The sequence below is a fragment of the Pseudomonas sp. P4_B3 genome, assembly GCF_056402295.1.
The window spans coordinates 108,591-132,681 of record NZ_JBFUHR010000008.1; the positions used below are offsets into that span (position 1 = coordinate 108,591).

At 60.6% G+C, this 24,091-nt stretch carries 24 protein-coding genes; 10 read left to right on the forward strand and 14 right to left on the reverse strand.

Features of this window, described 5'->3' with window-relative positions:
* Window positions 1–3: 3 nt before the first annotated feature.
* The 7 genes from mltB (at window position 4) to AC1DWG_RS11790 (ending at window position 6,521) form a co-directional block, all read left to right on the forward strand.
* Window positions 4–1,014, forward strand: a complete 1,011-nt coding sequence (gene mltB / locus AC1DWG_RS11760) for a lytic murein transglycosylase B (protein ID WP_477754629.1) — start codon at window positions 4–6, stop codon at window positions 1,012–1,014.
* Entirely contained in the window at window positions 1,014–2,021 is a 1,008-nt protein-coding gene (locus tag AC1DWG_RS11765; RefSeq protein WP_477764483.1) for a septal ring lytic transglycosylase RlpA family protein, read from the forward strand. The genes mltB and AC1DWG_RS11765 overlap by 1 nt, the downstream gene beginning before the upstream one ends.
* Before the next feature lie 183 nt (window positions 2,022–2,204).
* Window positions 2,205–3,362, forward strand: a complete 1,158-nt coding sequence (locus AC1DWG_RS11770; RefSeq protein ID WP_477753833.1) for a D-alanyl-D-alanine carboxypeptidase family protein — start codon at window positions 2,205–2,207, stop codon at window positions 3,360–3,362.
* Window positions 3,363–3,449: 87 nt separating this feature from the next.
* Window positions 3,450–3,725 (forward strand): DUF493 domain-containing protein, encoded by a 276-nt coding sequence (locus AC1DWG_RS11775; RefSeq protein ID WP_007990615.1) that lies wholly within the window; start codon window positions 3,450–3,452, stop codon window positions 3,723–3,725.
* The gene (gene lipB / locus AC1DWG_RS11780) at window positions 3,725–4,372 is read left to right on the forward strand and encodes a lipoyl(octanoyl) transferase LipB (protein WP_477753832.1); all 648 of its coding nucleotides are present in this window, start codon (window positions 3,725–3,727) and stop codon (window positions 4,370–4,372) included. The genes AC1DWG_RS11775 and lipB overlap by 1 nt, the downstream gene beginning before the upstream one ends.
* A gap of 25 nt (window positions 4,373–4,397) precedes the next feature.
* A complete protein-coding gene (gene lipA / locus AC1DWG_RS11785; protein ID WP_162276382.1) occupies window positions 4,398–5,396 on the forward strand; it encodes a lipoyl synthase in 999 nt (332 codons plus the stop codon).
* A 174-nt stretch (window positions 5,397–5,570) separates the two neighbouring features.
* Window positions 5,571–6,521, forward strand: a complete 951-nt coding sequence (locus AC1DWG_RS11790; RefSeq protein ID WP_477787833.1) for a S66 peptidase family protein — start codon at window positions 5,571–5,573, stop codon at window positions 6,519–6,521.
* A gap of 124 nt (window positions 6,522–6,645) precedes the next feature.
* Here AC1DWG_RS11790 and AC1DWG_RS11795 read toward each other — a convergent pair whose 3' ends face one another.
* The 5 genes from AC1DWG_RS11795 to leuS all read right to left on the reverse strand — a co-directional run bounded on the left by AC1DWG_RS11795 (window position 6,646) and on the right by leuS (window position 12,684).
* Window positions 6,646–7,968, reverse strand: coding sequence for a lytic murein transglycosylase (locus tag AC1DWG_RS11795; RefSeq protein ID WP_477787834.1), 1,323 nt, complete (start codon window positions 7,966–7,968; stop codon window positions 6,646–6,648).
* Window positions 7,969–8,030: 62 nt separating this feature from the next.
* Window positions 8,031–8,195, reverse strand: a complete 165-nt coding sequence (arfA, locus tag AC1DWG_RS11800) for an alternative ribosome rescue factor ArfA (RefSeq protein WP_025108699.1) — start codon at window positions 8,193–8,195, stop codon at window positions 8,031–8,033.
* Window positions 8,196–8,307: 112 nt separating this feature from the next.
* Window positions 8,308–9,345, reverse strand: coding sequence for a DNA polymerase III subunit delta (holA, locus tag AC1DWG_RS11805; RefSeq protein WP_477753829.1), 1,038 nt, complete (start codon window positions 9,343–9,345; stop codon window positions 8,308–8,310).
* Window positions 9,346–9,384: 39 nt separating this feature from the next.
* The gene (locus tag AC1DWG_RS11810) at window positions 9,385–9,990 is read right to left on the reverse strand and encodes an LPS-assembly lipoprotein LptE (RefSeq protein ID WP_477764487.1); all 606 of its coding nucleotides are present in this window, start codon (window positions 9,988–9,990) and stop codon (window positions 9,385–9,387) included.
* A gap of 87 nt (window positions 9,991–10,077) precedes the next feature.
* Window positions 10,078–12,684, reverse strand: coding sequence for a leucine--tRNA ligase (leuS, locus tag AC1DWG_RS11815; protein ID WP_477753827.1), 2,607 nt, complete (start codon window positions 12,682–12,684; stop codon window positions 10,078–10,080).
* A gap of 281 nt (window positions 12,685–12,965) precedes the next feature.
* Here leuS and AC1DWG_RS11820 point away from each other — a divergent pair, with 281 nt between their 5' ends.
* Window positions 12,966–13,286 carry a hypothetical protein gene (locus AC1DWG_RS11820; RefSeq protein ID WP_108216349.1) on the forward strand — a complete coding sequence of 107 codons (321 nt, stop codon included), beginning with the start codon at window positions 12,966–12,968 and terminating at the stop codon, window positions 13,284–13,286.
* Between the two features lie 104 nt (window positions 13,287–13,390).
* Entirely contained in the window at window positions 13,391–14,152 is a 762-nt protein-coding gene (locus AC1DWG_RS11825) for a YdcF family protein (protein ID WP_477787835.1), read from the forward strand.
* A gap of 82 nt (window positions 14,153–14,234) precedes the next feature.
* Here AC1DWG_RS11825 and lnt read toward each other — a convergent pair whose 3' ends face one another.
* The 5 genes from lnt to miaB all read right to left on the reverse strand — a co-directional run bounded on the left by lnt (window position 14,235) and on the right by miaB (window position 19,653).
* Window positions 14,235–15,758, reverse strand: coding sequence for an apolipoprotein N-acyltransferase (lnt, locus tag AC1DWG_RS11830; RefSeq protein ID WP_477753825.1), 1,524 nt, complete (start codon window positions 15,756–15,758; stop codon window positions 14,235–14,237).
* A gap of 8 nt (window positions 15,759–15,766) precedes the next feature.
* A complete protein-coding gene (locus AC1DWG_RS11835) occupies window positions 15,767–16,606 on the reverse strand; it encodes an HlyC/CorC family transporter (RefSeq protein ID WP_477764490.1) in 840 nt (279 codons plus the stop codon).
* 5 nt (window positions 16,607–16,611) lie between these two features.
* A complete protein-coding gene (ybeY, locus tag AC1DWG_RS11840; protein WP_477753824.1) occupies window positions 16,612–17,106 on the reverse strand; it encodes an rRNA maturation RNase YbeY in 495 nt (164 codons plus the stop codon).
* Entirely contained in the window at window positions 17,099–18,106 is a 1,008-nt protein-coding gene (locus AC1DWG_RS11845; protein WP_008022966.1) for a PhoH family protein, read from the reverse strand. The genes ybeY and AC1DWG_RS11845 overlap by 8 nt, the downstream gene beginning before the upstream one ends.
* A 221-nt stretch (window positions 18,107–18,327) precedes the next feature.
* Window positions 18,328–19,653 (reverse strand): tRNA (N6-isopentenyl adenosine(37)-C2)-methylthiotransferase MiaB, encoded by a 1,326-nt coding sequence (miaB, locus tag AC1DWG_RS11850; protein ID WP_477753823.1) that lies wholly within the window; start codon window positions 19,651–19,653, stop codon window positions 18,328–18,330.
* 133 nt (window positions 19,654–19,786) lie between these two features.
* Here miaB and AC1DWG_RS11855 point away from each other — a divergent pair, with 133 nt between their 5' ends.
* Window positions 19,787–20,116: a DUF1820 family protein gene (locus AC1DWG_RS11855; RefSeq protein WP_024780849.1), complete on the forward strand. Its 330-nt coding sequence runs from the start codon at window positions 19,787–19,789 to the stop codon at window positions 20,114–20,116.
* 110 nt (window positions 20,117–20,226) lie between these two features.
* Here AC1DWG_RS11855 and AC1DWG_RS11860 read toward each other — a convergent pair whose 3' ends face one another.
* The 4 genes from AC1DWG_RS11860 to AC1DWG_RS11875 all read right to left on the reverse strand — a co-directional run bounded on the left by AC1DWG_RS11860 (window position 20,227) and on the right by AC1DWG_RS11875 (window position 23,773).
* A complete protein-coding gene (locus tag AC1DWG_RS11860; protein ID WP_103396533.1) occupies window positions 20,227–20,781 on the reverse strand; it encodes a tetratricopeptide repeat protein in 555 nt (184 codons plus the stop codon).
* Between the two features lie 224 nt (window positions 20,782–21,005).
* A complete protein-coding gene (hemL, locus tag AC1DWG_RS11865; RefSeq protein ID WP_085726051.1) occupies window positions 21,006–22,289 on the reverse strand; it encodes a glutamate-1-semialdehyde 2,1-aminomutase in 1,284 nt (427 codons plus the stop codon).
* Window positions 22,290–22,320: 31 nt separating this feature from the next.
* A complete protein-coding gene (gene thiE / locus AC1DWG_RS11870) occupies window positions 22,321–22,944 on the reverse strand; it encodes a thiamine phosphate synthase (protein ID WP_477753821.1) in 624 nt (207 codons plus the stop codon).
* Between the two features lie 31 nt (window positions 22,945–22,975).
* Window positions 22,976–23,773 carry a hydroxymethylpyrimidine/phosphomethylpyrimidine kinase gene (locus tag AC1DWG_RS11875; protein WP_477753820.1) on the reverse strand — a complete coding sequence of 266 codons (798 nt, stop codon included), beginning with the start codon at window positions 23,771–23,773 and terminating at the stop codon, window positions 22,976–22,978.
* Between the last annotated feature and the right edge of the window lie 318 nt (window positions 23,774–24,091).

Below are 24,091 nucleotides of genomic sequence, written 5' to 3' on the forward strand. Positions count from 1 at the left end.
TCAATGCAAGTAATGCGTGGCTGGGCGACTCGGTATGCGCCATGGGTCGGCCTGGTAAGCATCCTTGGCACCGTGCAGGAAGCGTTGGCCGGCGACTACGAAGGCTCACCCCAGGTGGCCGAATTCGTCGGTGAAATGACCCGCGACTATGGTTTCGCCGGTGAACAATTGATGGGTGTGTTCCGCGAAGCCGAGCGCAAGCAGTCGATTCTGGACGCCATCTCGAAACCCGCCGAACGGGTCAAACAGTGGAGCGAATATCGCCCGATGTTCATCACCGATGCGCGCATAGCCCGGGGTGTGGATTTCTGGCGTCAGCACGAAGCAGTGTTGGCCCGTGCCGAGCAGGAATACGGCGTGCCGGCCCAGGTGATAGTCTCGATCATCGGCGTTGAAACCTTTTTCGGCCGTAATACCGGAAATTTCCGGGTGATCGATGCCTTGTCGACCCTGGGTTTCGACTATCCTCCCCGTGCCGAGTTTTTCCGCAAGGAATTGCGTGAGTTCCTGCTGCTGGCCCGCGAAGAGCAGGTCGATCCATTGACGCTCAAAGGCTCCTACGCCGGCGCAATGGGATTGCCGCAATTCATGCCGAGCAGTTTCCGCGCCTATGCGGTGGATTTCGACGGTGATGGCCATATCAACATCTGGACCAACCCGGACGATGCCATTGGCAGTGTCGCCAGTTACTTCAAGCGTCATGGCTGGGTCGCCGGCGAACCGGTAGTCAGCCGCGCCGATGTCCGTGGCGATCAGGCCGACGAGGGTTTGACCACAGGAATCGAACCGACAAAAACCGTCGGGGAGTTGCGAGCCCTGGGGTGGTCAAGTCATGATGCGCTGCGCGATGATATGCCGGTTACCGCTTTCCGCCTGGAAGGCGACAATGGCCCCGAGTACTGGATGGGCCTGAAGAATTTTTACGCGATCACGCGTTATAACCGCAGCGTGATGTACGCCATGGCCGTACATCAACTGTCTGAACAGCTGGTCCAAGCACGGGGCGTCAAGTAATGCGGGCATTGCCTATCGATAAACCCCTGAAGCTGATGGCATTCGCCGCGTTGGCCGTGTTGGTCGCCAGTTGTTCGACCAGCCGCGTGCCGGCCCAGAAGTCCACCACCGCCGTGCGCTCGACGCCGGGGCTGGACATCAACCGCGCCCACAAGGATGGCGCGCCATGGTGGGATGTCGATGTTTCGCGCATCCCGGACGCCACGCCGACCCTGCACACCGGCCCGTACAAGGCTAACCCGTACACTGTGCTGGGCAAGACTTACTTTCCGCTGCAAGAGTCCAAGACCTACGTGCAGTCGGGTACGGCGTCCTGGTACGGCACCAAGTTCCACGGTCAGAACACCGCCAACGGCGAAGTGTATGACCTGTACGGCATGAGTGCTGCGCACAAGACATTGCCACTGCCGAGTTACGTTCGGGTGACCAACCTGGACAACAACAAGAGCGTGATTCTGCGGGTCAACGATCGCGGGCCATTCTATTCGGACCGGATCATCGACTTGTCCTACGCGGCGGCCAAAAAGCTCGGTTATGCCGAAACCGGCACCGCGCGGGTAAAGGTCGAAGGCATCGACCCGCAAACGTGGTGGGCAGCCAAAGGCCGTCCGGCGCCTTTGATGCTCAACGAACCGCAAGTCGCGCAGAATAGCGCCCCGGTGATCACGGCTTCGGCCGGCACCGTCGAGCAATGGACACCGCCGCCGCAGCAACACGCCGCCGCAGCGGTGCCTGTGCAGCTCGATGCTAAAAAAAACGCTTCTGTACCAGCCTCTGGCCAGTATCTGCAGGTGGGCGCGTTCGCCAACCCGGACGCTGCAGAACTCCTGAGATCGAAGCTCAGCGGGATGGTGAGCGCTCCGGTGTTCATCAGCTCGATCGTGCGCAATCAGCAGACCCTGCACAGGGTTCGCCTGGGGCCGATCGGTTCGCCGGGTGAGATTGCCCAGGTACAGAACAGCGTGCGCCTGGCCAACCTTGGTTCGCCAAGTGTGGTCACCGAGTAATACGTAGGACTTGATTGACGATTCACCAGCGATTGGGGGGTGAATCAGGTTGTTGGCTCGTCGAAGAACAAAAGCCCGGCAAGGGTGACTGGAGTGAGCAACTGAACACGCGATGACTCGTTAGAAAGTCATCTGATTTAATTTTGCCTTCGGGCAGTTTCCATTAGCGATTTCGAGAGACGGATGAACATCACCACCTTTGCCAAACGCCTGTGTCTGCTAGTCCCGCTGCTCCTCTCGCCAGCCGCCTTCGCGGCCGAGATGATGCCGTCGCCACCACAACTGGCTGCCAAAGCCTACGTTCTGATGGATGCCAGCAGCGGCAACGTGCTGGTCGAGAACAACGGTGACCAGCGTCTGCCGCCGGCCAGCCTGACCAAGCTGATGACTGCGTACATCGCGACCCTGGAAATCCGTCGTGGCCAGATCGGCGAAAACGATCCGGTGACCGTCAGCGAAAACGCCTGGCGTACCGGTGGTTCGAGGATGTTCATCAAGGTCGGCTCGCAGGTCACCGTCAGCGACCTGCTGCACGGCATCATCATCCAGTCGGGCAACGACGCCAGCGTCGCGCTCTCCGAGCACATCGCCGGCAGCGAAGACGCCTTCGCCGACCTGATGAACAAGACTGTTGCCGACCTGGGCATGACCAACACCCACTTCATGAACCCGACCGGCCTGCCGAACCCTGAGCACTACTCGTCGGCTCACGACATGGCTGTGCTGGCCCGCGCGATCATCCACGAAGACCCGGCTCACTACGCGATCTACTCGCAGAAAGAGTTCTTCTGGAATGGCATCAAGCAACCGAACCGTAACCTGCTGCTGTGGCGCGACAAGACCGTCGACGGCCTCAAAACCGGCCACACCGACGAAGCCGGCTACTGCATGGTGTCTTCGGCCGTACGTGATGGCATGCGTCTGATCGCCGTGGTGTTCGGCACCAACAGCGAAGTGGCCCGTGCCGCCGAAACCCAGAAGCTGCTGACCTACGGTTTCCGCTTCTTCGAAACCCAGACCTTCTATCAGAAGGGCGCCGAACTGGCCCAGGCACCTGTCTGGAAAGGCTCCACCAATCAAGTCAAGGCCGGCCTGGCTGAAGACCTGACCATGACCCTGCCGAAAGGCCAGCTGAAAAAGCTCGCTGCCAGCATGACAATGAACCCGCAGCTGGTCGCGCCAATCGCCAAGGGCGACGTGATCGGTAAAGTCGAAGTGAAGCTGGACGACAAGGTGGTGCACAGCGCTGATCTGATCGCTCTGGACGCTGTCGAGGAAGGTGGTATCTTCCGCCGCATGTGGGATAGCATCCGTCTATTCTTCTACGGCTTGTTCAACTGAATTTAGTGTGCACCTGCATGGCTCCGCGCTGAACTGGCGCGCAGCCATGCCCGTCGCCACGGCTTACGCTTACGAGGCCGTTACGCCATGACCGATACCGAAGTAAAGGCGCCAAAGATCGAATTCCCGGTCACTGACTATCCCGTTAAGGTAATCAGCGATACCGGTGTGGGCAACAAGGACAAGATCATCAAGATCGTCGAGAAACACGCCAAGATCAACGATGAGCGTGTTGACGAGCGCCAGAGCAGCAACGGCAAATACACCACCATCCAGTTGCACATCGTCGCGACCGACCAGGACCAGCTGTACAACATCAACAGCGAACTGCGGGCCACCGGTTTCGTGCACATGGTGCTGTGATGTCCGGTGTGCTGGGCTTTCGCGAGCTCGGCCAGATGGCTTACGAGCCGGTCTGGCATGCCATGCAACGCTTCACCAACGAACGCGGCAGCGATGCCGCCGACGAGATCTGGCTGGTAGAGCATCCACCGGTGTTCACCCAGGGCCAGGCGGGCAAGGCCGAGCATTTGCTGCTCCCCGGTGATATTCCGGTGGTGCAGGTCGATCGTGGTGGTCAGGTGACTTACCACGGGCCTGGCCAGTTGGTGGCTTATCTGCTGCTGGACGTGCGCAAGCTCGGGTTTGGTGTGCGCGATCTGGTCACCCGGATGGAGCAGTGCCTGATCGAGCTGCTGGCCAGTTACGGCGTCACCGCCGTGGCCAAACCCGATGCACCGGGAGTCTACGTCGACGGGGCGAAAATCGCCTCGCTGGGTCTGCGGATCCGCCATGGCTGCTCCTTTCATGGCCTGGCCCTGAACGTGGACATGAACCTGGAACCGTTTCGACGGATTAATCCCTGCGGCTATGCCGGGCTGGCGATGACCCAGCTTAGCGATCACGCAGGATCGATTGAATTTGCCGAGGTAAGTGCCCGGCTGCGCGCGCAGCTCGTCAAACACCTCGACTATGCTGAGCAGACGACCCTGACGGGCGGAATCGACTGATATGACTACTGATGCAGTGCAAACCATGATCCCGACGCTCGATGTTACCGAGCGCCCGGCCCCGCGTCCCAAGGTAGAAGCCGGCGTCAAGCTGCGCGGCGCCGAAAAGGTTGCACGCATCCCGGTGAAGATCATTCCGACTACGGAATTGCCGAAAAAACCGGACTGGATTCGTGTCCGCATCCCGGTTTCACCGGAAGTCGACCGCATCAAGGCCCTGCTGCGCAAACACAAGCTGCACAGCGTGTGCGAAGAGGCTTCCTGCCCTAACCTGGGCGAGTGCTTCTCCGGCGGCACCGCGACCTTCATGATCATGGGTGACATCTGCACCCGTCGTTGCCCGTTCTGCGACGTCGGCCACGGCCGTCCGAAGCCGCTGGACGTCAACGAGCCGGAAAGCCTGGCCATCGCCATCGCCGACCTGAAACTCAAGTACGTGGTAATCACCTCGGTGGACCGTGATGATCTGCGTGACGGCGGTGCCCAGCACTTTGCCGACTGCATCCGCGAAATCCGCAAGCTGTCGCCGAATGTGCAGCTCGAAACCCTGGTCCCGGATTACCGTGGCCGCATGGACATCGCGCTGGAAATCACTGCTGCCGAGCCGCCGGATGTGTTCAACCACAACCTGGAAACCGTGCCGCGCCTGTACAAGGCTGCGCGTCCGGGCTCGGACTACCAGTGGTCGCTGACCCTGCTGCAACGTTTCAAGCAGATGATGCCGCACATTCCGACCAAGTCCGGTTTGATGCTGGGCCTGGGCGAGACCGACGAAGAAGTCATCGAAGTCATGAAGCGCATGCGCGAACACGACATCGACATGCTGACCCTCGGCCAGTACCTGCAACCGTCCCGCAGCCACTTGCCGGTGCAGCGCTTCGTGCACCCGGACACCTTCGCCTGGTTCGCCGAGGAAGGCTACAAGATGGGCTTCAAGAACGTGGCGTCCGGTCCGTTGGTACGCTCTTCGTATCACGCTGACGAGCAGGCCAAGCTGGTCAAGGCCGAGCTGATGTCGTCCTGATCGACGCAATGAAATGAAAAGCGCCCGCACGGTGTTCAGCCTCGCGGGCGTTTTTTTGCCTGGCCTACGGCAATGGCTGTTTTTTCCTGCAACCTGCGGGGCAACGGTTCCTCTTCTGTTTGTCCCCGTTCCTGACTACTGTGTGCTGAAGATTTCACGCAGGGAGATTCACGGATGACCGCTCGACCGACCCACACCCTTTGCCCTCATGCTCCGGTCCCGGCACTGCCGTCGGAAGGCATGATCGGCGTTATCGCACCCGCCGGTCCCGCGCCGCTGGACACCGACAAGGCGGTGCAATGGATGCGTGCCCAGGGTTATTCACTGAAAGTGTTTCCCGGGGTCTACGAAAAAAACGGCTACCTGGCCGGGAGCGACGAGGTGCGACTTGGCGACCTGCATGCAGCATTCGCCGACAGCGAGGTGGATGCCATCATCTGCCTGCGCGGCGGTTACGGCACGCCGCGGCTCCTCGACCGCATTGATTTTGATTTGCTGCGTGACAACGCCAAGCCGTTCATCGGCTACAGCGACATCACCGCTCTGCATTTGGCGATCAGTCGCTATGCCGGCTTCGTGACATTTCATGGTCCGATGCTCAATGCCGACCTGCTGGGTGGCAAGCAAAAACCTACGGAGTCTTCCTTCTTCAACATGCTGCGAGGGCAGGTGAGGGCGGGAACGGTGCTGGCTCATCCGGTGGCTTATCCGCTGACCACGATCGAGCCTGGCGTGGCTCATGGGCGCTTGCTCGGTGGCAATCTGGCCATGATCGCCGCGACCATGGGCACGCCTTACGAGATAGACGCCGAGGGCGTCATTCTGTTGATCGAGGACATCAACGAGCCGCTGTATCGCATCGATCGGTTGCTGACCCATCTGCGGCTGGCTGGCACGTTGCACAAACTGCGCGGCGTGTTGGTAGGGGATGTGGCAGGGGTTGAGGTGGCAGCGCTGGACAGGTTGCTGAAGCAGACCTTCGAGCCATTGAATATTCCGGTGTTGTCCGGGTGGCGCAGTGGGCATTGCGATCCGAACCTGATGCTGCCCATGGGGGCGTTGGTCAGGCTGGATGCGGGGAGCAAGGAATTGGTGCTGGAGCAGGATGTAGTAGTCAGGCGTTGAAATTCAGTCGCCTTTAAGTCAGTCATCGTCGGATCGCCGTCCGGAGCCGGCTCGCTCCCACATTCGACTGTATTCCTATGGAAGAACTCGGTCACCTGTGGGAGCGGGCTTGCCCGCGAAGCTTTTAGCGGTTCCGCAACCCTTCCAGCAACTTATGCGTCGGATACCCGTCCGCCGGCCAGCCAAACGACTGTTGGGCGCTGCGGATCGCCTTGCGCGTGTTGGCACCAATGATCCCGTCGGCGGTGCCGGCATCGTAGTTTTGTGTGCTCAGCAAGTTTTGCAGCTCGATCCGCTCGGTACGGCTCAGTGGCAGGTCATCCTTTGGCCACGTGCCGCTGATCAGTCCCGCGCCATTGAAGCGTTCGGACAACAGGCTCACCCCCAAGGCGTAGGACGACGAGTTGTTGTACTTGAGGATCGTCCGGAAGTTATCGAGCACCAGGAACGCCGGTCCACGGTAACCGGCCGGCAGCAGCAGGGCGGCGGACAGTTGCTCGGAGCCGGCCGGGACCTGGCCACCATTGGGCAGCGTAATCCCCAGTTGCCGCCATTCGGCGACGCTCTTGCGAGTCGTGCCATCGGCCAGCACGTAGTTGAACCCGCCTGGCAACTGCACCTCGAAGCCCCACGGCTGGCCTCTCTGCCAGCCTGAGCTTTGCAGGTAATGCGCGGTCGAGGCCAGGGCATCGGCCGAACTGCCCCAGATATCGCGGCGCCCATCACCATCGAAGTCGACGGCATGGGTGTTGTAGGTGGTCGGAATGAACTGGGTCTGGCCCATGGCGCCGGCCCAGGATCCGAGCATCTTCTCGGGTTCGATATCGCCTTGTTGCAGGATTTGCAGGGCGGCAATCAATTGTGCGTGGGCGAAACCGGGGCGACGGCCTTCGTAGGCCAGGGTCGCCAGCGAGTTGATCACCGACTTGCTGCCCTGGAACTGGCCAAAGTTGCTTTCCATGCCCCACACGGCCACCAACGCCTGACGATCAACGCCGTAACGCTGCTCGATGCTTTGCAGGATGTCGGCGTACTGGTTGACCAGCGACTGGCCTTTGCGTACCCGCAGCGGCGACAAGGCGCCGTCGAGGTATTCCCACACCGGTTTTGCGAATTCCGGTTGGCTGCGATCGGCACGAATCACACTGGGGTCGAAGCTGACATCGGCGAAAGCGCGATCAAACAGATCGGCGCGGATACCGGCGGCCAAGGCATCCTTGCGGAAACCCGCCTGCCATTCGGCGAAGGTCTGGGTGGGTTGGATGTCGAGGTCTTCACCGTTCGGAACCACAGGCGGAACAACCGCCGGGGCGGTGGCGACAGGGAGGGTCTGAAGCGGCTGGGCGTCGGCGGCGGTAGGTTTTTCCGCGCAGGCGACTAGCAAAACGAGGCTGGAGGCAGCAATCAATTGGCGCAAGTGCCAACGACGGGAAAGACAAAAGGGCATGCACGGGTCCAGGGAATACGGATCAGGTGCAAACCTTAACATGTTGAGCGGATGCTTGCCTTTCAGGCCGCCAGAAAGCAAGAAGCCTCCCAGCTGTCAGACTGGAAGGCTTCGCGGCGGTAACTGCCTTTGCCCTTGGTGGGGCGTTCCTGGCGGCTGCGGAACAATGGCTGGGCGATGATGGATTTGGCTTTGTTGGGGCCATGCTTCGATGGCTTTTTGCTCATGATGATTTCTCGCAAGTGAGTGGATTTTGCGAGGCGAATCATCGGCCGAAGTTCAGGTTCTGTCTATAGGGGCGATGGATGTGGATTTTGTAGGAAGAAAGATCAAGAGATCTCACTCGGCAGGCAACGCCAGTTTTTGCCCGGCCATCAACAACGTCAACCGACTCAGACTCATCCACGGCGAACCCGCAGCCTGGCCCTTGATCTGTGCGTCGATACGCTGTGCTTCGAGCAAAAGTTGCGCCCAGCGTTGCGCCGAGTAGCGTTGCAGGGCTTTGCTCATCAACGGTTTACGTTTGTCCCAGACCGGTGGCTTAGCCTGGCTGAAGGCCTTGTCCAGCGGCGTGCCCTGACTGTATTGCAGGGAAATATTGGCCAGCAGGCGCAACTCCCGGGCCAGGGCCCAGAGAATCACCGGCGGCTCGACGCCTTCGCCGCGCAATCCTTCGAGCATGCGCAACGCATGGACTGCTTCACCATTGAGCACCGCATCGGTCAGCCCAAAGACGTCGAAGCGCGCACTGTCGGCCACCGCCGCCTGTACGGTTTCAACGGTGATCTGACCCCCTTCGGCCATCAGCTTGAGCTTTTCGATTTCCTGGGCGGCGGCCAGCAAGTTGCCCTCGACCCGCGCGGCGATCAGCTCAACGGCGTCCTGGCTGGCGGAAAGCCCGGCCTGGGACAAACGTTGGCGGATCCAGCTTGGCAACTGGGCGACATCGACTGGCCAGATCTGCACGAACTGGGTCTGTTGTCCTTCGACCAGCGCTTTGCCCCACTTGGTTTTCTGCGCACTACCATCGAGTTTCGGCAGGCTGATCAGCAGTATGGTGTCGTCAGCCGGGCGCGAGCAGTACTCGATCAGCGCGGCGGCACCTTTGTCGCCGGGTTTGCCGGAAGGCAAGCGCAGTTCCAGCAGGCGCTTTTCGGCGAACAGCGACATGCTGGCACCGGCTTGCAGCAGCGTCCCCCAGTCGAAACTGGCGTCGGCGGCAAACACCTGGCGTTCATCGAATCCCTGCTGACGGGCGGCAGTGCGAACGGCGTCGGCCGCCTCCTGGCACAACAACGGGTCATCGCCGCTGATGATGTAGACCGGCGCAAGGGCGCCTTGCAGGTGTTTGGCGAGTTGGGCGGGGGCGAGCTTCATAAGAGAGGGCGAACGGGGCGCCTGAACGCCCCGTAAGTCTTACTGCTGCGGCAGTTCGACAGGCGACTGGCGCGGGGTATCCGCTTCAGCCTTCTTTGCCGCTTCCAGTGCCGCGGCATCAGCCTTGGCCTTGGCTTCGGCAGTCTGTTGCAGCTGATCCAGTTGACCTGGGCTCAGTTGTTGCAGGCGCAGCATCATGCGTTGAACCAGCTCGCGGCGAGCTTCTGTCCGGGCCGTTGCGGCTTCCTGGTCGGAACCCATCAGGTTGTTGCCGTCGTGCAGGTAGATTTTCTGCACTTCAAGCTTGTCGCTCATCAGTGGCAGGTCACCGCGACCACGGATGTCGTAGTTCAATACGGTGGTCACCTGGTACTCGCCAGCACGACCGGCACCTGCGTAGCTGAGGATGCGTTGGCTTTCCTGCTCATTGGTCAGCACCAGTTTGTAAGGTGCGCCGTTATAGACCTTGACGCCGTTGCCTTCCAGTACCTGACGCAACTGGGTCACGGTTGGACCGTAGGCGTTACGGGCGCTCAGGTCGAGTTCCTTGATCGCCAGTTCGTCGGTGCCGGTGCCGCGCAGCTGGAAACCGCAGGCGCTCAACAGAACCGCGAGGCCCATCACCAGCAGATTGCGTTTGATCATCTTGTTGCTCCCCTTGAAACCATGTGGGCCGATCAAGCGGCCCGAAAGGTTTTACTCGGCGCCAGGCTCACCTGGCGCCTGATCCAATTAGCTGGCGACGATATTGACCAGTTTCCCGGGCACTACGATCACTTTACGAATGGTCAGACCGTCGACGAAGCGCAGGACGTTCTCGTTGGCGCGGGCGGCTGCTTCGACTTCTTCGCGGCTGGCACTGGCGGGCATTTCGATCTGGCCACGCAGCTTGCCGTTGACCTGGATGACGAGCGTCAGGCTGTCCTGAACCAGTGCGCTGTCGTCCTGCACCGGCCAACCGGCGTCGATCACAGGATCAGCGTGACCCAATTGATTCCACAGTTCGTGGCTGATGTGCGGCGTGATCGGAGCCAGCAGCAGAGTCACGGTTTCCAGACCTTCGTGAATCAGTGCGCGATCCTGCTCGGTGCCTTGCGCGGCTTTTTCCAGCACGTTCATCAGTGTCATCACCTGGGCGATGGCGGTGTTGAATTTGTGGTTCTGGCCGACGTCCTGGCTGGCCTGCTTGATGGCCAGGTGGATCGAGCGACGAACGGCTTTCTGCTCGTCATTCAGGCTGGCGACGTCCAGTTTGCCCGGCAGGCCCTGGGTGACGTGCGCTTGAGCCAGACGCCAGACACGCTTGAGGAAGCGGTGCGAACCTTCCACGCCGGAGTCAGACCATTCCGCGCTCATGTCAGGCGGCGAGGCGAACATCATGAACAGGCGGCAAGTGTCTGCACCGAACTGGTCGATCATCGACTGTGGGTCGACACCGTTGTTCTTCGACTTGGCCATCTTCTCGGTGCCGCCGATTTCCACCGGCAAGCCGTCAGCTTTCAACTTGGCGCTGATAACCTTGGCCTTGCTGTCACGCTCAAGCTCGACGTCCGCCGGGTTGAACCAGGTGTAAGCGCCATTGGCTTCGCGACGATAGTAAGTCTCGGCGATCACCATGCCCTGGGTCAGCAGGTTCTTGAACGGCTCGTTGGAGCTCACCAGGCCTTCGTCACGCATCAATTTGTGGAAGAAGCGCGCGTAGAGCAGGTGCAGGATCGCGTGTTCGATACCGCCGATGTACTGATCCACCGGCAGCCAGTGGTCGGCTGCGGATTTCTCCACGAGGCCGCCTTCAAAGTGCGGCGAGGCGTAGCGGGCGTAGTACCACGACGACTCGACGAAGGTGTCCATGGTGTCGGTTTCACGCTTGGCAGGCTGGCCACATTTAGGGCAGCTGCACTCGTAGAACTCAGGCATGCGCGCCAGTGGCGAGCCGGCGCCGTCCGGCACCACGTCTTCCGGCAGTACGACCGGCAATTGATCTTCCGGTACCGGCACATCACCGCAGGTGTTGCAGTGGATGATCGGGATCGGGCAGCCCCAGTAGCGCTGACGGCTGATGCCCCAGTCGCGCAGGCGGAACTGGGTGCGCGAGGCGCCCAGTTCTTTCTTGATCAGCGCAACTTCGATGGCGTCGAAGGCACCCGCGAAGTCGAGGCCGTCGAACTCGCCGGAATTGATCAGCGTGCCGTACTCGCCATAGGCGTCTTGCCATGGCGTCGGGTTGCTATCACCGGAACTGGTGCGCACGACCGATTTAACCGGCAGGTTGTACTTGTGGGCGAACTCGAAATCGCGCTCGTCGTGGGCTGGAACCGCCATCACCGCGCCATCGCCGTAGTGCATCAGCACATAGTTGGCGACCCATACCGGCAGTTTTTCGCCGGTCAGCGGGTGCTCGACGAACAGGCCGGTCGGCAGGCCTTTTTTCTCCTGGGTGGCGACGTCGGCTTCAGCCACGCTGCCGCCCTTGCATTCAGCGATGAACGCTTGCAACTCAGGATTGTTCTGTGCAGCGAGGGTGGCCAGGTGGTGCTCGGCGGCCACGGCGACGTAGGTCGCGCCCATCAGGGTGTCCGGACGGGTGGTGAAGACTTTCAGCACGCCCGCTTCGCCGATGGAATCGACGTTGTACGGGAACTGCACTTCCATGCCGCGGGATTTGCCGATCCAGTTGCGCTGCATGGTCTTGACCTGTTCAGGCCAGCCCGGCAGGTCGTCGAGGCTCTCCAGCAGCTCATCCGCGTAGGCGGTGATCTTGAAGTAGTACATCGGGATTTCGCGCTTTTCGATCAGCGCGCCGGAACGCCAGCCGCGACCGTCGATCACTTGCTCGTTGGCCAGGACGGTCTGGTCGATCGGGTCCCAGTTCACGGTGCCGCTTTTTTTGTAAATCACACCTTTTTCGAACAGGCGGGTGAACAGCCATTGTTCCCAGCGGTAGTAATCCGGCTTGCAGGTGGTCACCTCGCGCGACCAGTCCACCGCCAGGCCCAGGCTGCGCAGCTGGGTCTTCATGTAGGCGATGTTTTCGTAGGTCCACTTGGCGGGCGCGACGTTGTTCTTCATCGCGGCGTTTTCCGCCGGCATGCCGAAGGCGTCCCAACCCATGGGTTGCAGAACGTTCTTGCCTTGCATGCGCTGGTAGCGGGAGATCACGTCGCCGATGGTGTAGTTGCGCACGTGCCCCATGTGTAGCTTGCCGCTGGGGTAAGGGAACATCGACAGGCAGTAGAACGTCTCCTTGCCTGGCTGTTCACTGACTTCAAAGGACTTTTGCTCGTCCCAGAACGACTGGGCGGCGGCTTCGATTTCACGGGGCTGATATTGTTCGTGCATGGCTACTTTTGAACTGAATAGGGGTGGCCTAATCCTCTTCAATGCAACGCTGGACGGTGAACACGCCACATTGGCGTTTTCGAGGCCCAGCCGAGCTGGAAGTGGAGTTACAGGAAGCGCCGTAGCATACATGACCGCGCTCTACCGAGGGAAACCCTGATTGCTGCCGCACGTCCTGCAAAAACCGCTGCGAGGGCCGTTGGTCGCGGCGTTCAGCCGGTTTGTTCATGGAAGCTAAGCTCTAACTGGGGAGTAGGTCTTATCTTCCAATGAGGTGAGGGATGGTTGAGTCTCAGCAAAAAGCTACAAAACCGGAGCTGTACGAAAGGCTGATCGATCGTTTGGCCTTGGCCCTGGATGCGGCAAGGACCGCTGGCCGGTTGCGCGACGAACACCCTCTGGAACTGGAACTGCGTGGTCTGAGCCCCGCAGAGTTTGCACTGGTCAAGGCGTATCTGGATCGCAGTGAGCGTGAGACACACGGATGCTTGTCAGAGGCGGTAAAGCAACTCGACGTACCACGTTCGGCCAAGATTATCTGGCTCAAGGACAAGGTTCCCGGCAGAGACGCGGTAAAGGTCCGGTCTTTCCAGTTCAAATAGGGCACAGAGCCGTACTCCATGGTTTTTTGAAGCATAGTCCTCCTGTATTGATTGTCGCATTGCGCGAACCCACTTAGGCTTCGGGCATCTCCGGGAGATGCTCGATGCCTTTTCGTTATTTCGTGAAACAACTTCTTTTGCCACCCGGCATTCTATTGCTGCTGCTTTTGCTCGCCTGGTGGTTGCGCCGCTCAAGGCCAAGGCTTGCCGGTGCGTGCTTTGCTCTGGGGCTGGGTGGTTTCTGGCTGATGAGCCTGCCGGTGGTGGTGCAGTGGAGTGCCGGCCTGCTCGAGCGGGAGCCACCGCTGGCCCGCGATGAATGGGCAATTCTGGGGCAGCGCGCGGACGCGATCGTGGTCCTCGGCTCGGGGCGCGAGCGTGGTGATGTGGCCTGGGGCGCCGACCAGCCCACGGGTATAGGCCTGGAACGCCAGCGCTTTGCCGCGCGGCTGGCCAAGGCTTCCGGCCTGCCGGTATTGACCAGCGGCGGCCTGCATTACGGCACGCCGCCCAGCGAAGCGCAGATGATGGCTGACTCCTTGCGCGACGATTTTGGCGTGAGCGTGGGTTGGCAGGAAGGGCGCAGCCGCACGACCTGGGAAAATGCACAGTTCAGCGCCGAGGTGCTGCTGCCACAGGGCATCAAGCGTGTGGTGCTCGTGACTCATGCCGCGCATATGCCACGAGCGGTCTGGAGTTTTCGCAAGGCCGGGTTTGAGGTGGTGCCGGCGCCGGTAGGGTTTCTGGGCGGCGACAACGCGCGGCCACTGGGTGGCTGGCTGCCGGAGTTCAAGGCGATCTGGCAGAACGGGCAATTGATGAACGAGGCGGTGGGGCAGATCGGTTATTCGTTGTTTTACCGGTAAAGATCAAAAGATCGCAGCCTGCGGCAGCTCCTACAGTTGGAATGCAATCCCCTGTAGGAGCTGCCGCAGGCTGCGATCTTTTCTAGACGGTCTTGGCCATCCGGCTTGCAATCAATGCCCAGCCAAACAACAGCACGCAGACAATGAGCAATGGCCACGAACGCCATTGCAGGTACGGCGTGAGGTTGTGCATCGGTACCACTTCGCCATACAGGATGCCGCGTTCGAACTGCGGGATCTGATCGGTAATCTGGCCGAACGGGTTGATCAGGCCGGACACGCCGTTGTTGGTGGCGCGGATCATCCAGCGGCCGGCCTCCAGTGCGCGCATTTGCGCCATCTGCAGGTGTTGCAGGGGGCCGATGGAGGTACCGAACCAGGTGTCGTTGCTGATGGTCAGCAGCAGGTCGCTGCGGGCGGCAAGGCTGGCGGCGAACTCCGGATAAACCACTTCATAGCAGATGAACGGCGCGATCTGATAACCCTTGGCCTGCAGCAACGGCTGGTCAGCCGGGCCGCGAGCGAAGTCCGACATTGGCAGGTCGAAGAAAGCGATCAGTCCGCGCAGCATGTCCTGCAAGGGGACATATTCACCAAACGGCACCAGTTTTTGCTTCAGGTAAGTGCCGTCGCCTTCACCGGTAACGGTGATGCCATTGAAGAAACGCTTCTCGTGGCGGACTTCCATGCGCACCGGGACACCGGTAATGAACGCCGATTTACGTTCGGCCGCGAAGCTGCCCATCATGTTCAGGTAGCCCTCGGCGGACTCCTTGAGCACCGGAATCGCCGTTTCCGGCCAGATGAGCAGATCGGCGCGCCTGGAGCTGAAACTCATGTCGCGGTACAACGCCAGTTGCGCGTTGAGCTGCGCCGGGTCCCACTTCATGCTTTGTTCGACGTTGCCCTGTATGGCGGCGACGCTCAGTGGCGGGCCCGACGGGCTGGTCCAGGCGTGGTGCTTGAGCGCCATACCGACCAGCCATGGGCCGACCAGCAGCAATATACCGGCAGCGATGAAGCCTTTACGCCCCGTGCGAACCAGGCGCAAGCCGTTGTAGATCAGCGCAGCTGTCAGGGCCAGGGTAAAGGAAATCAGCCACATCCCGCCGATGGGAGCAAGCCCGGCCAGCGGGCCATCGAGCTGGCTGTAACCGGAATACAGCCACGGGAAACCTGTCAGGAACCAACCACGGAAAGCTTCCTGGCCAACCCACAGCGCAGCGAAGGCCAGCGCGTCGGCCAGCGGTGCCTCATTGCGACGCAGCCAGCGCGCCCAAATCCAGGCGGGCAGGGCAAAGAACCAGGCAATCGCCGCTGTGAAGATCAGCATCAGGAAGCCGGCCAGCAGCATTGACGCGCCGCCGAAGTGGTGAATGCTGTAGTAGATCCAGCTGGTGCCGGCACCGAACAGGCCGAAACCGAAACACCAGCCGCGACCCAGCGCCTGGCGTGGGCTCAGTTCGCGCAAACCGGCATAGAACAGGCCGACGGCGAGCAGTGCCAGTGGCCAGATATCGAACGGCGCCAGGGCCAGGGTGGTGATTGCACCGGCCGCCACGGCCAGCAGGTTACCGGGCCAGCCGGGGCGGGTTGTCCAGCGCATTTCAATCCTTAGCGAGCAATGGGCGTCAGGCGAAGCAAGTGAATCCGACGGCTGTCGGCGTTCAGGATGCGGAAGCGGTACGGGCCGATTTCAGTGATTTCGTTACGTTTTGGCAAATGCCCGAACGCGCTCATCACCAGGCCGCCAACGGTGTCGAACTCATCGTCGGAGAACTCGCTGTCGAAAAAATCGTTGAAGTTCTCGATCGGTGTCAGGGCCTTGATCAGGAAATCACCGCTGGGCAGCGGCTTGATGTAGCTGTCTTCTTCGACGTCGTGTTCGTCTTCGATGTCGCCGACGATTTGCTCCAGCACGTCCTCGATGGTCACCAAACCGGCCACGCCGCCGTACTCGTCGATGACGATGGCCATGTGATTGTGGTTGGCGCGGAATTCGCGCAGCAGCACGTTAAGGCGCTTGGATTCCGGCACGAAGGTGGCCGGACGCAGCAGGTCCTTGATGTTGAAGCTGTCGCCGTTCTCCTTGAGGATCAACGGCAGCAAGTCCTTGGCCAGCAACACGCCCATCACGTCATCGTGGCTTTCGCCGATCACCGGGTAGCGGGAGTGGGCCGAGTCGACCACGGCGGGCAGGAACTCGCGGGGTGTCTGGGTCGCCTTGATGCTGACCATTTGCGAGCGCGGGACCATGATGTCCCGAACCTGCAAATCAGCCACCTGGATCGCACCTTCGACGATGGCCAGCGCTTCGCTGTCCAGCAGTTTGTTCTGGTGTGCATCGCGCAGCAGCTCCAGCAGCTCCTGGCGGTTTTTCGGCTCGTGGGCAAAAGCCTGGGTGAGCTTACCCAGCCATGACTTTTGCCCGTTGCTCGATCGATCTTCGCTCATAGCGATTACTCTGAATCCTTTGTTGTTTCGGTAGGGGATGAATCGGTTTCGTCGTCCGCGTACGGATCGGGAAAGCCCAGTTCTGCAAGCAACGTTCGTTCCAGTGCTTCCATCTCTTCGGCTTCGTCGTCATCAATATGGTCGTAACCGAGCAGATGCAAGCAGCCGTGAATCACCAGGTGTGCCCAATGAGCCTTGAGCTCCTTGCCCTGTTCAGCGGCTTCGCGCTCGACCACGGCCACGCAGATCACCAGATCGCCCAGCAGCGGGATGTCGAGGAACTCATCCGGCACATCGGCCGGGAATGACAAGACGTTAGTTGCGTAATCCTTTTGCCGCCAGGTGTGGTTCAGCTCGCGGCCTTCGGCTTCGTCGACCAGGCGAATGGTCATCTCCGAATCGGCGGTGCGCTGGCGCAAAGCCAGTTCGCACCACTGGCGAAATTCGGCTTCGCTGGGGGCGGGGGCTTGGGTGGCGATTTGCAGGTCAAGCTCAAGCATCGCGGCGGCTATCCTTGGCGGCTGCATCATCGGCCGCTTTGGTTTCGAAGCGCTCATAGGCTTCGACAATGCGCTGTACCAGCGGATGACGCACGACGTCCTTGGGCTGGAAGTGCGTGAAGCTGATGCCCGGCACGTCTTTCAACACTTCGATCACGTGGTGCAGCCCGGACTTGGTGCCGCGAGGCAGGTCGACCTGGGTGATGTCACCGGTGATGACGGCCGTGGAGCCGAAGCCGATCCGGGTCAGGAACATCTTCATTTGCTCGACCGTGGTGTTCTGGCTTTCGTCGAGGATGATGAAGCTGTTGTTCAGCGTACGGCCGCGCATGTAGGCCAGCGGCGCGACTTCGATCACCTGGCGCTCGATCAGCTTGGCGACGTATTCGAAGCCGAGCATTTCGTAGAGTGCGTCGTAGAGCGGACGCAGGTACGGGTCGATTTTTTGCGACAGGTCGCCGGGCAGGAAGCCGAGTTTTTCACCCGCTTCGACCGCCGGACGAACCAGCAGGATGCGGCGAATCTGCTCGCGCTCCAGTGCATCCACCGCGCAGGCCACAGCCAGGTAGGTCTTGCCGGTACCGGCCGGGCCGATGCCGAAGTTGATATCGTTACCGAGGATTTCCTTCACGTAGCGCAGCTGATTCAAGCCGCGGGGGCGAATCATGCCTTTCTTGGTGCGCAGGGCCACGGACGGTTCGGCGGGAGAGTGGTTGTCCAGCTGCTCGACGGCCGATTCCTGCAGGAACAGGTGCACCATGTCCGGCGACAGCTCGGTACCCTTGGTTTCCCGATACAGGCGGCGCAGGAGGTTTTCCGCGGAGGTGGTGTGTTTGGGTTCGCCGATCAGCTCGAACTGGTTTCCGCGATTGCGGATCTCGATGGTCAGGCGCTGTTCGATCAAGCGCAAATGCTCGTCGAATTGCCCGCACAGATTGGCGAAGCGACGAGCTTCAAAAGGCTCGAGGATGAAACGATGTGGTTCTATGGGTGCGTTCAAGGTCGTATTTAGCCGCCCTGGGGCAATAGTGATGAATCAAGGATAGCGCCAGTGGCGTGGGCGCGAAAGCTCTTAAATGAGGCAAGCCGATTCCTGCCTCTGGCGCGGACTCTGTAGGAGCGAGCTTGCTCGCGAAGGGCTTGAATGCCCCTCGTTCATTCAGGATGCACGCGTCATCGTTGACGACCATCGTCGGAACGCCGCCCGGAGCAAGCTCGCTCCTACACCAGCGACCCCCGCAGCGAATGCGGCTGCGCGGCATCGATGTGCACGTCCGCGAACTGGCCGATCAGGGTCGGATTGTCGCAGCGAAAGTTGACGATCCGGTTATTCTCGGTCCGGCCTTGCAGCTCGCCCGGGTCTTTTTTCGAGTAATCGGTTACCAGGATCCGCTGGATCGAACCGACCATTTGTCGGCTGATCTCGAAACCTTGCTGGTTCAGGCGATGCTGCAGGGCATTCAGCCGCTCTTTTTTCAGCTCTTGCGGCGTGTCGTCGGCCAGATCGGCGGCCGGTGTGCCCGGGCGCTGGCTGTAGACGAACGAGTAGGAAAAGTCGAAGCCGACGTCGGCAATCAGCTTCATGGTTTGCTCGAAATCTTTCTCGGTTTCGCCCGGGAAGCCGACGATGAAGTCCGAACTGATGCAGATCCCCGGCACGGCGGCGCGCAGTTTGCGCAGTTTGGATTTGTATTCCAGCGCGGTGTGATTGCGTTTCATCGCAGCGAGGATGCGGTCCGAGCCCGATTGCACCGGCAAGTGCAGGTGCTTGACCAGCTCCGGCACGTCGGCGTGGGCCTGGATCAGGCTGTCGGAGAATTCCAGCGGATGCGACGTGGTGTAACGGATGCGTTCAATGCCGTCGACCGCGGCGACCACACGGATCAGCTCGGCCAGATCCGCCAGGCGCCCGTCATGGGTCAGGCCGCGATAGCCGTTGACGTTCTGCCCCAACAGCGTCACTTCACGCACGCCGTTTTCGGCCAGGTGGATGATCTCGGCAATCACGTCGTCGAACGGCCGGCTGACCTCTTCACCGCGGGTGTAGGGCACCACGCAGAACGTGCAATATTTGCTGCAGCCTTCCATCACCGACACGTAAGCGCTCGGGCCGTCGATGCGCGGTTCGGGCAGATGGTCGAATTTTTCGATTTCCGGGAACGAGACGTCGACTTGCGGCAGCTTGCTGATGCGCGCGGCGTCGATCATTTCCGGCAGGCGGTGCAGGGTCTGCGGGCCGAAGACCACGTCGACGTACGGCGCGCGATCGCGGATGGCCGCGCCTTCCTGGCTGGCCACGCAACCGCCGACGGCGATCACCATGTCCGGGTTGGCCAGCTTCAGTTCGCGCCAGCGACCGAGCTGGGAATAGACACGGTCCTGTGCACGTTCGCGGATCGAGCAGGTGTTGAGCAGGATCACGTCGGCGTCTTCAGCGCGGGCGGTGACTTCCAGGGCCTGATGTTCGCCCAGCAGATCGACCATGCGCGAGCTGTCGTACTCGTTCATCTGGCAACCGTGGGTTTCGATGTAAAGCTTCTTGGCCATGGAAAGAGTCATCACCTGATTCAAAGAACCGCGCATTATAGGGGACATGTCCCATGGTTCCTACCGTTGTGCGTCCGGCGGCTGTGCTATAGTTCGCGCCCTCATTTTTACCCCGATGTGTTACCCGCCCACCATGACTAAACGTGAAGCTCCAATCTACAAGGTGATTTTCCTCAACCAGGGCCAGGTGTTCGAAATGTACGCCAAGCAGATCTATCAAAGTGATCTGTGGGGCTTTCTGGAAGTGGAAGAGTTCGTCTTTGGCGAGCGCACGCAAGTGGTTGTTGATCCGAGCGAAGAAAAGCTCAAGGCTCAGTTCGAAGGCGTGGTGCGCAGCTTTGTGCCGATGCATTCGATCGTGCGTATCGACGAAGTCGAGCGTCTGGGGACACCGAAAATCAGCGAAGCCCGTGGCACGGTTGGCAATGTCATGCCGTTTCCGATGCCGATGCCTGAGAAGTAAGTCCTGGAATCGAGTCGCTCCATTCGCTGGCAAACCAGCTCCTACAGATACGTGCGGTCTTTGTAGGAGCTGGCTTGCCAGCGGATGCGTCAGATGGTTTGAAGCAAAAATCAGGGCAACGGCGCAAACGGCGTACGCCCGTCAGCGCTCTGCAACTCCATCAAATATTTACGGAAAATTTGCCCGAGCACCTGGGTGGCGACTTCGAGTTCTTCGCGGGGCATTTTTTCGGTGACTTCGTCGGCGGTGTCCAGGGCATCTTCGGCGCCGTTGACCGCCGCCATCTTCAGCAGGATGTACGCCTGAACGTTATTGGCCGGCACGCCTTCGCCGTGGAAGAACATGGTACCGAGCTTGAATTGTGCCTGGGCGTGGCCTTGCAGCGAGGCTTTTTCGAAATAGCTCAGGGCTTGATTGAGGTCGCGCGGCGCGTTTTTGCCTTCGTAGTAGAACTCACCCAACTCGTATTGCGCTTGTGCATCCCCTTCATCCGACGCTTTCTGGCAGGCGGCGAGCGCCTGTTCCAGGTCTTGCGGCTGGGTATTGAGGGTGCAGCGACCCATCGCTGGGATTAACAACGAGTTGCCGCCTGCTTGTGCGTGCGCGAGCAGGGGCTGAAGAAGCAACAGGCAGCCCAGTGCAAGGGTGCGGCCGGTGCGGTTCATGGGAATCGACTTACCTCTGAAGGGCGCGCGGACCCATCGAGGGATCCAATAAGCGCGCATTATGAAATAAGCAGGGGCAACCTTACAAAGTCTTTACTCGTTTTTCTGCTGCGCGGGAAATATATCACCCGTTTTGCGAGGGATTTTTGCTGAAACTGTAGGAATACAGGCGGGCGTGTAGGTGAAGGCTGACGCCGGCAATGGCCAACGTCAGCGCCACAGCGTTATTTCAAGGCAGCGAAGGCGCGCTCGGCGGCGTCCAGGGTCAGTTTCAGCTCGGCTTCGCCATGAGCGATCGAAGTGAAACCGGCTTCGAAGGCGCTCGGTGCCAGGTAGACGCCCCCTTCCAGCATCAGATGGAAGAAGCGACCGAACAGGGCAGCATCGCTGGCCATGACGTCATCGAAGGTGACGATGTCGTCGGCGCCGCTGAAATACAGGCCGAACATGCCGCCGGCCTGGGTGGTCACGAACGGAATGCCGGCCGCATCGGCGCGCTGTTGCAGGCCGTCGAGCAGGCGAGTGGTGTAGTCGGTCAGCTCGGCATGGAAGCCCGGGCGGCTGATCAGGCGCAGGGTGGTCAGGCCGGCGGCCATCGCCAGCGGGTTACCGGACAGCGTGCCGGCCTGGTAGACCGGGCCCAGCGGAGCGATGCGCTGCATGATTTCGCGCTTGCCGCCGAAGCAGCCGACCGGCATGCCGCCACCGATGATCTTGCCGAAGGTGGTCAGGTCCGGTGTCACGCCGTAGTACGCCTGGGCACCGCCGAGGGCGACGCGGAAACCGGTCATCACTTCGTCGAAAATCAGCACCACGCCGTGCTTGTCGCACAGGGTCCGCAGGCCTTCGAGGAAACCCGGTGCCGGCGGCACGCAGTTCATGTTGCCAGCCACTGGCTCGACGATGATGCAGGCCACATCCTGGCCGACTTCGGCGAGCATGCTTTCAACGGCGTCGATGTCGTTGAACGGCAGGGTCAGGGTATGTTTGGCGAACGCTGCCGGTACACCGGCCGAACTCGGTACACCCTGGGTCAGTGCGCCGGAGCCGGCCTTGACCAGCAGGCTGTCGGAGTGACCGTGGTAGCAGCCTTCGAATTTGATGATGCTGTCGCGGCCGGTGAAGCCACGGGCCAGGCGAATGGCGCTCATGGTCGCTTCGGTGCCGGAGCTGACCATGCGCACCATTTCCATCGACGGCACGAGCGAGCAGACCAGGTCGGCCATCTGCGTTTCCATCTCGGTCGGGGCGCCGTAGGACAAGCCGTGCTCAAGCTGTTTGCGCACGGCGTCCAGCACGTCCGGGTGGCTGTGGCCGAGGATCATCGGGCCCCAGGAACCGACGTAATCCACATAGCGCTTGTTGTCTTCGTCGGTGACGTAGGCGCCTTCGGCATGCTTGAAGAACAACGGCGTGCCGCCGACGCTCTTGAACGCGCGAACCGGCGAGTTCACGCCACCGGGAATGTGTTTTTGGGCATTGGCAAACAGCGTTTCGGAACGAGACATGATCGGGCTCTCAAATCAGATTTTAAGCTACTTAAATAGAAAACAATTCGTTGAAGGCGCGGGCACGACGGGTCACTTGCGTCGTGCTCTCGGCGCCAAACAGGCCATGCACCACCGCCAGCAGATCGACGCCATGGGCCACCAGTGGGGCGGCGTTATCCAGGGTGATGCCGCCGATCGCGCAGATTGGCAAGTGCAACTGCTTGCGGGCCTGGTCGAGCAGGTCGAGGCTGCAGGTCGGTGCGCCGGGCTTGGTGTTGGAATTGAAGAAGCGGCCGAAGGCGACGTAACTGGCGCCTTCTTTTGTCGCTTGTTCGGCCAGTTCGAGTTGCGCGTGGCAAGTCGAGCCGATGATGGCTTTGGAGCCGAGCAGGGCGCGGGTCGGTGACAGAGGGCCGTCGGCCTGGCCCAGGTGCACGCCCACGTTCAGGCGGGCGGCCAGTTCGGCGTCGTCGTTGATGATCAACCGGGTCTTATAGCGCTCGCACAGCTCGCGCAAGGCTTCGGCCTCACGCAGGCGTCGGGCCTCGTCGCTGCTCTTGTCGCGGTATTGCAGCAAGGTGACGCCGCCTTCCAGCGCCGCCTCCACGTACTTGAGCAACTTGCCGTCCAGCAAATGACTGTCGGTAATGGCGTACAGACCACGTAGTTTCATCGGACAAGCCTCACCGCATTACAAATGGAAGTTACGAACAGAAATCCAGTGGCAAACGGCGCGGCACAAACTGGCCTTTGCCCAGCTGCTCGGCATCACGCAGGGTGCGCCATGTGTAGTTAAGCGCGGTCTGTACGGCACTGGCGAGGTTTTCGCCCAGGGCCAGACGACCGGCCAGCGCACTGGCCAGGGTGCAGCCGGAACCGTGATAGCTGCCCGGCAAGCGCTGACAGGTAAAGGTTTCGCGCAGGCCGTCGCGGCTGTACAGGCGATTGTGGATTTCGGTTTCGTCGCCATGGCCACCGGTGATCAGCAGGTGTTTGACGAACGGCAGGAGTTTTTCAGCGCACTCGTCCGCGGTGCCTTCAGGCAGTTCGGCGAGGATCCGGGCTTCGGGAAGGTTGGGGGTCGCAATGATCGACAAGGGCAGCAGGCGTTCGCGCATGGCATAGCCGACTTCGTCCTTGCCCAGGCGTCCGCCGCCGCCGGCGCGCAGCACCGGATCGCAGACCACCGGCAAGTGCGGGTGCGCCGAAAGCAGTTCGACCACGGTATCGACCATTTCCAGGGAGCCGAGCATGCCCAGTTTGACTGCCGCGACTTCGGAATCGTTGAGCACGGCGTTGGCCTGGGCCAGTACCCACTCACGGTCGAGGACGCGGAAGTCAGTGACATTGACGGTGTCTTGCACGGTCAGGGCGGTGACGGCCGGAGCTGCATGGCAACCCTGAGCGAGCAGGGCTTCGATATCTGCTTGCAAGCCGGCGCCACCACTTGGGTCGTGGCCGGAGAGACAGAGGACAACGGGGCGAGAGCTGTAGATATTCATGGTGCGCGAGCTTACCACCAAACATGTTTTTTCGGTGTGCGCACGTATCGGAGCCGATTGCGCAGCGAGCAAAAGATCGCAGCCTGCGGCAGCTCCTACATGGACCGTGGATCGATGCAAATCCGTAGGAGCTGCCGAAGGCTGCGATCTTTTGATCTTTCTGACCAAGCCAACAGCTCTAACTCAATACATGGCGCTGGAACGCCCGTCCTAGAGCCTTTGTAGGAAAAATTTCAATGGTGTTTAATGGCTATCAACGGCTATGCTAGAGTGGATCCAAACCAATAACAGGTAATATCGGTTTTACGTCTGCTCAAA

Coding starts and splice junctions, on each gene's coding strand:
- mltB (WP_477754629.1), top strand. CDS start 4: ATGCAAGTAATGCGTGGCTGGGCGACTCGGTATGCGCCATGGGTCGGC.
- AC1DWG_RS11765 (WP_477764483.1), top strand. CDS start 1,014: ATGCGGGCATTGCCTATCGATAAACCCCTGAAGCTGATGGCATTCGCC.
- AC1DWG_RS11770 (WP_477753833.1), top strand. CDS start 2,205: ATGAACATCACCACCTTTGCCAAACGCCTGTGTCTGCTAGTCCCGCTG.
- AC1DWG_RS11775 (WP_007990615.1), top strand. CDS start 3,450: ATGACCGATACCGAAGTAAAGGCGCCAAAGATCGAATTCCCGGTCACT.
- lipB (WP_477753832.1), top strand. CDS start 3,725: ATGTCCGGTGTGCTGGGCTTTCGCGAGCTCGGCCAGATGGCTTACGAG.
- lipA (WP_162276382.1), top strand. CDS start 4,398: ATGATCCCGACGCTCGATGTTACCGAGCGCCCGGCCCCGCGTCCCAAG.
- AC1DWG_RS11790 (WP_477787833.1), top strand. CDS start 5,571: ATGACCGCTCGACCGACCCACACCCTTTGCCCTCATGCTCCGGTCCCG.
- AC1DWG_RS11795 (WP_477787834.1), bottom strand. CDS start 7,968: ATGCCCTTTTGTCTTTCCCGTCGTTGGCACTTGCGCCAATTGATTGCT.
- arfA (WP_025108699.1), bottom strand. CDS start 8,195: ATGAGCAAAAAGCCATCGAAGCATGGCCCCAACAAAGCCAAATCCATC.
- holA (WP_477753829.1), bottom strand. CDS start 9,345: ATGAAGCTCGCCCCCGCCCAACTCGCCAAACACCTGCAAGGCGCCCTT.
- AC1DWG_RS11810 (WP_477764487.1), bottom strand. CDS start 9,990: ATGATCAAACGCAATCTGCTGGTGATGGGCCTCGCGGTTCTGTTGAGC.
- leuS (WP_477753827.1), bottom strand. CDS start 12,684: ATGCACGAACAATATCAGCCCCGTGAAATCGAAGCCGCCGCCCAGTCG.
- AC1DWG_RS11820 (WP_108216349.1), top strand. CDS start 12,966: ATGGTTGAGTCTCAGCAAAAAGCTACAAAACCGGAGCTGTACGAAAGG.
- AC1DWG_RS11825 (WP_477787835.1), top strand. CDS start 13,391: ATGCCTTTTCGTTATTTCGTGAAACAACTTCTTTTGCCACCCGGCATT.
- lnt (WP_477753825.1), bottom strand. CDS start 15,758: ATGCGCTGGACAACCCGCCCCGGCTGGCCCGGTAACCTGCTGGCCGTG.
- AC1DWG_RS11835 (WP_477764490.1), bottom strand. CDS start 16,606: ATGAGCGAAGATCGATCGAGCAACGGGCAAAAGTCATGGCTGGGTAAG.
- ybeY (WP_477753824.1), bottom strand. CDS start 17,106: ATGCTTGAGCTTGACCTGCAAATCGCCACCCAAGCCCCCGCCCCCAGC.
- miaB (WP_477753823.1), bottom strand. CDS start 19,653: ATGGCCAAGAAGCTTTACATCGAAACCCACGGTTGCCAGATGAACGAG.
- AC1DWG_RS11855 (WP_024780849.1), top strand. CDS start 19,787: ATGACTAAACGTGAAGCTCCAATCTACAAGGTGATTTTCCTCAACCAG.
- AC1DWG_RS11860 (WP_103396533.1), bottom strand. CDS start 20,781: ATGAACCGCACCGGCCGCACCCTTGCACTGGGCTGCCTGTTGCTTCTT.
- hemL (WP_085726051.1), bottom strand. CDS start 22,289: ATGTCTCGTTCCGAAACGCTGTTTGCCAATGCCCAAAAACACATTCCC.
- thiE (WP_477753821.1), bottom strand. CDS start 22,944: ATGAAACTACGTGGTCTGTACGCCATTACCGACAGTCATTTGCTGGAC.
- AC1DWG_RS11875 (WP_477753820.1), bottom strand. CDS start 23,773: ATGAATATCTACAGCTCTCGCCCCGTTGTCCTCTGTCTCTCCGGCCAC.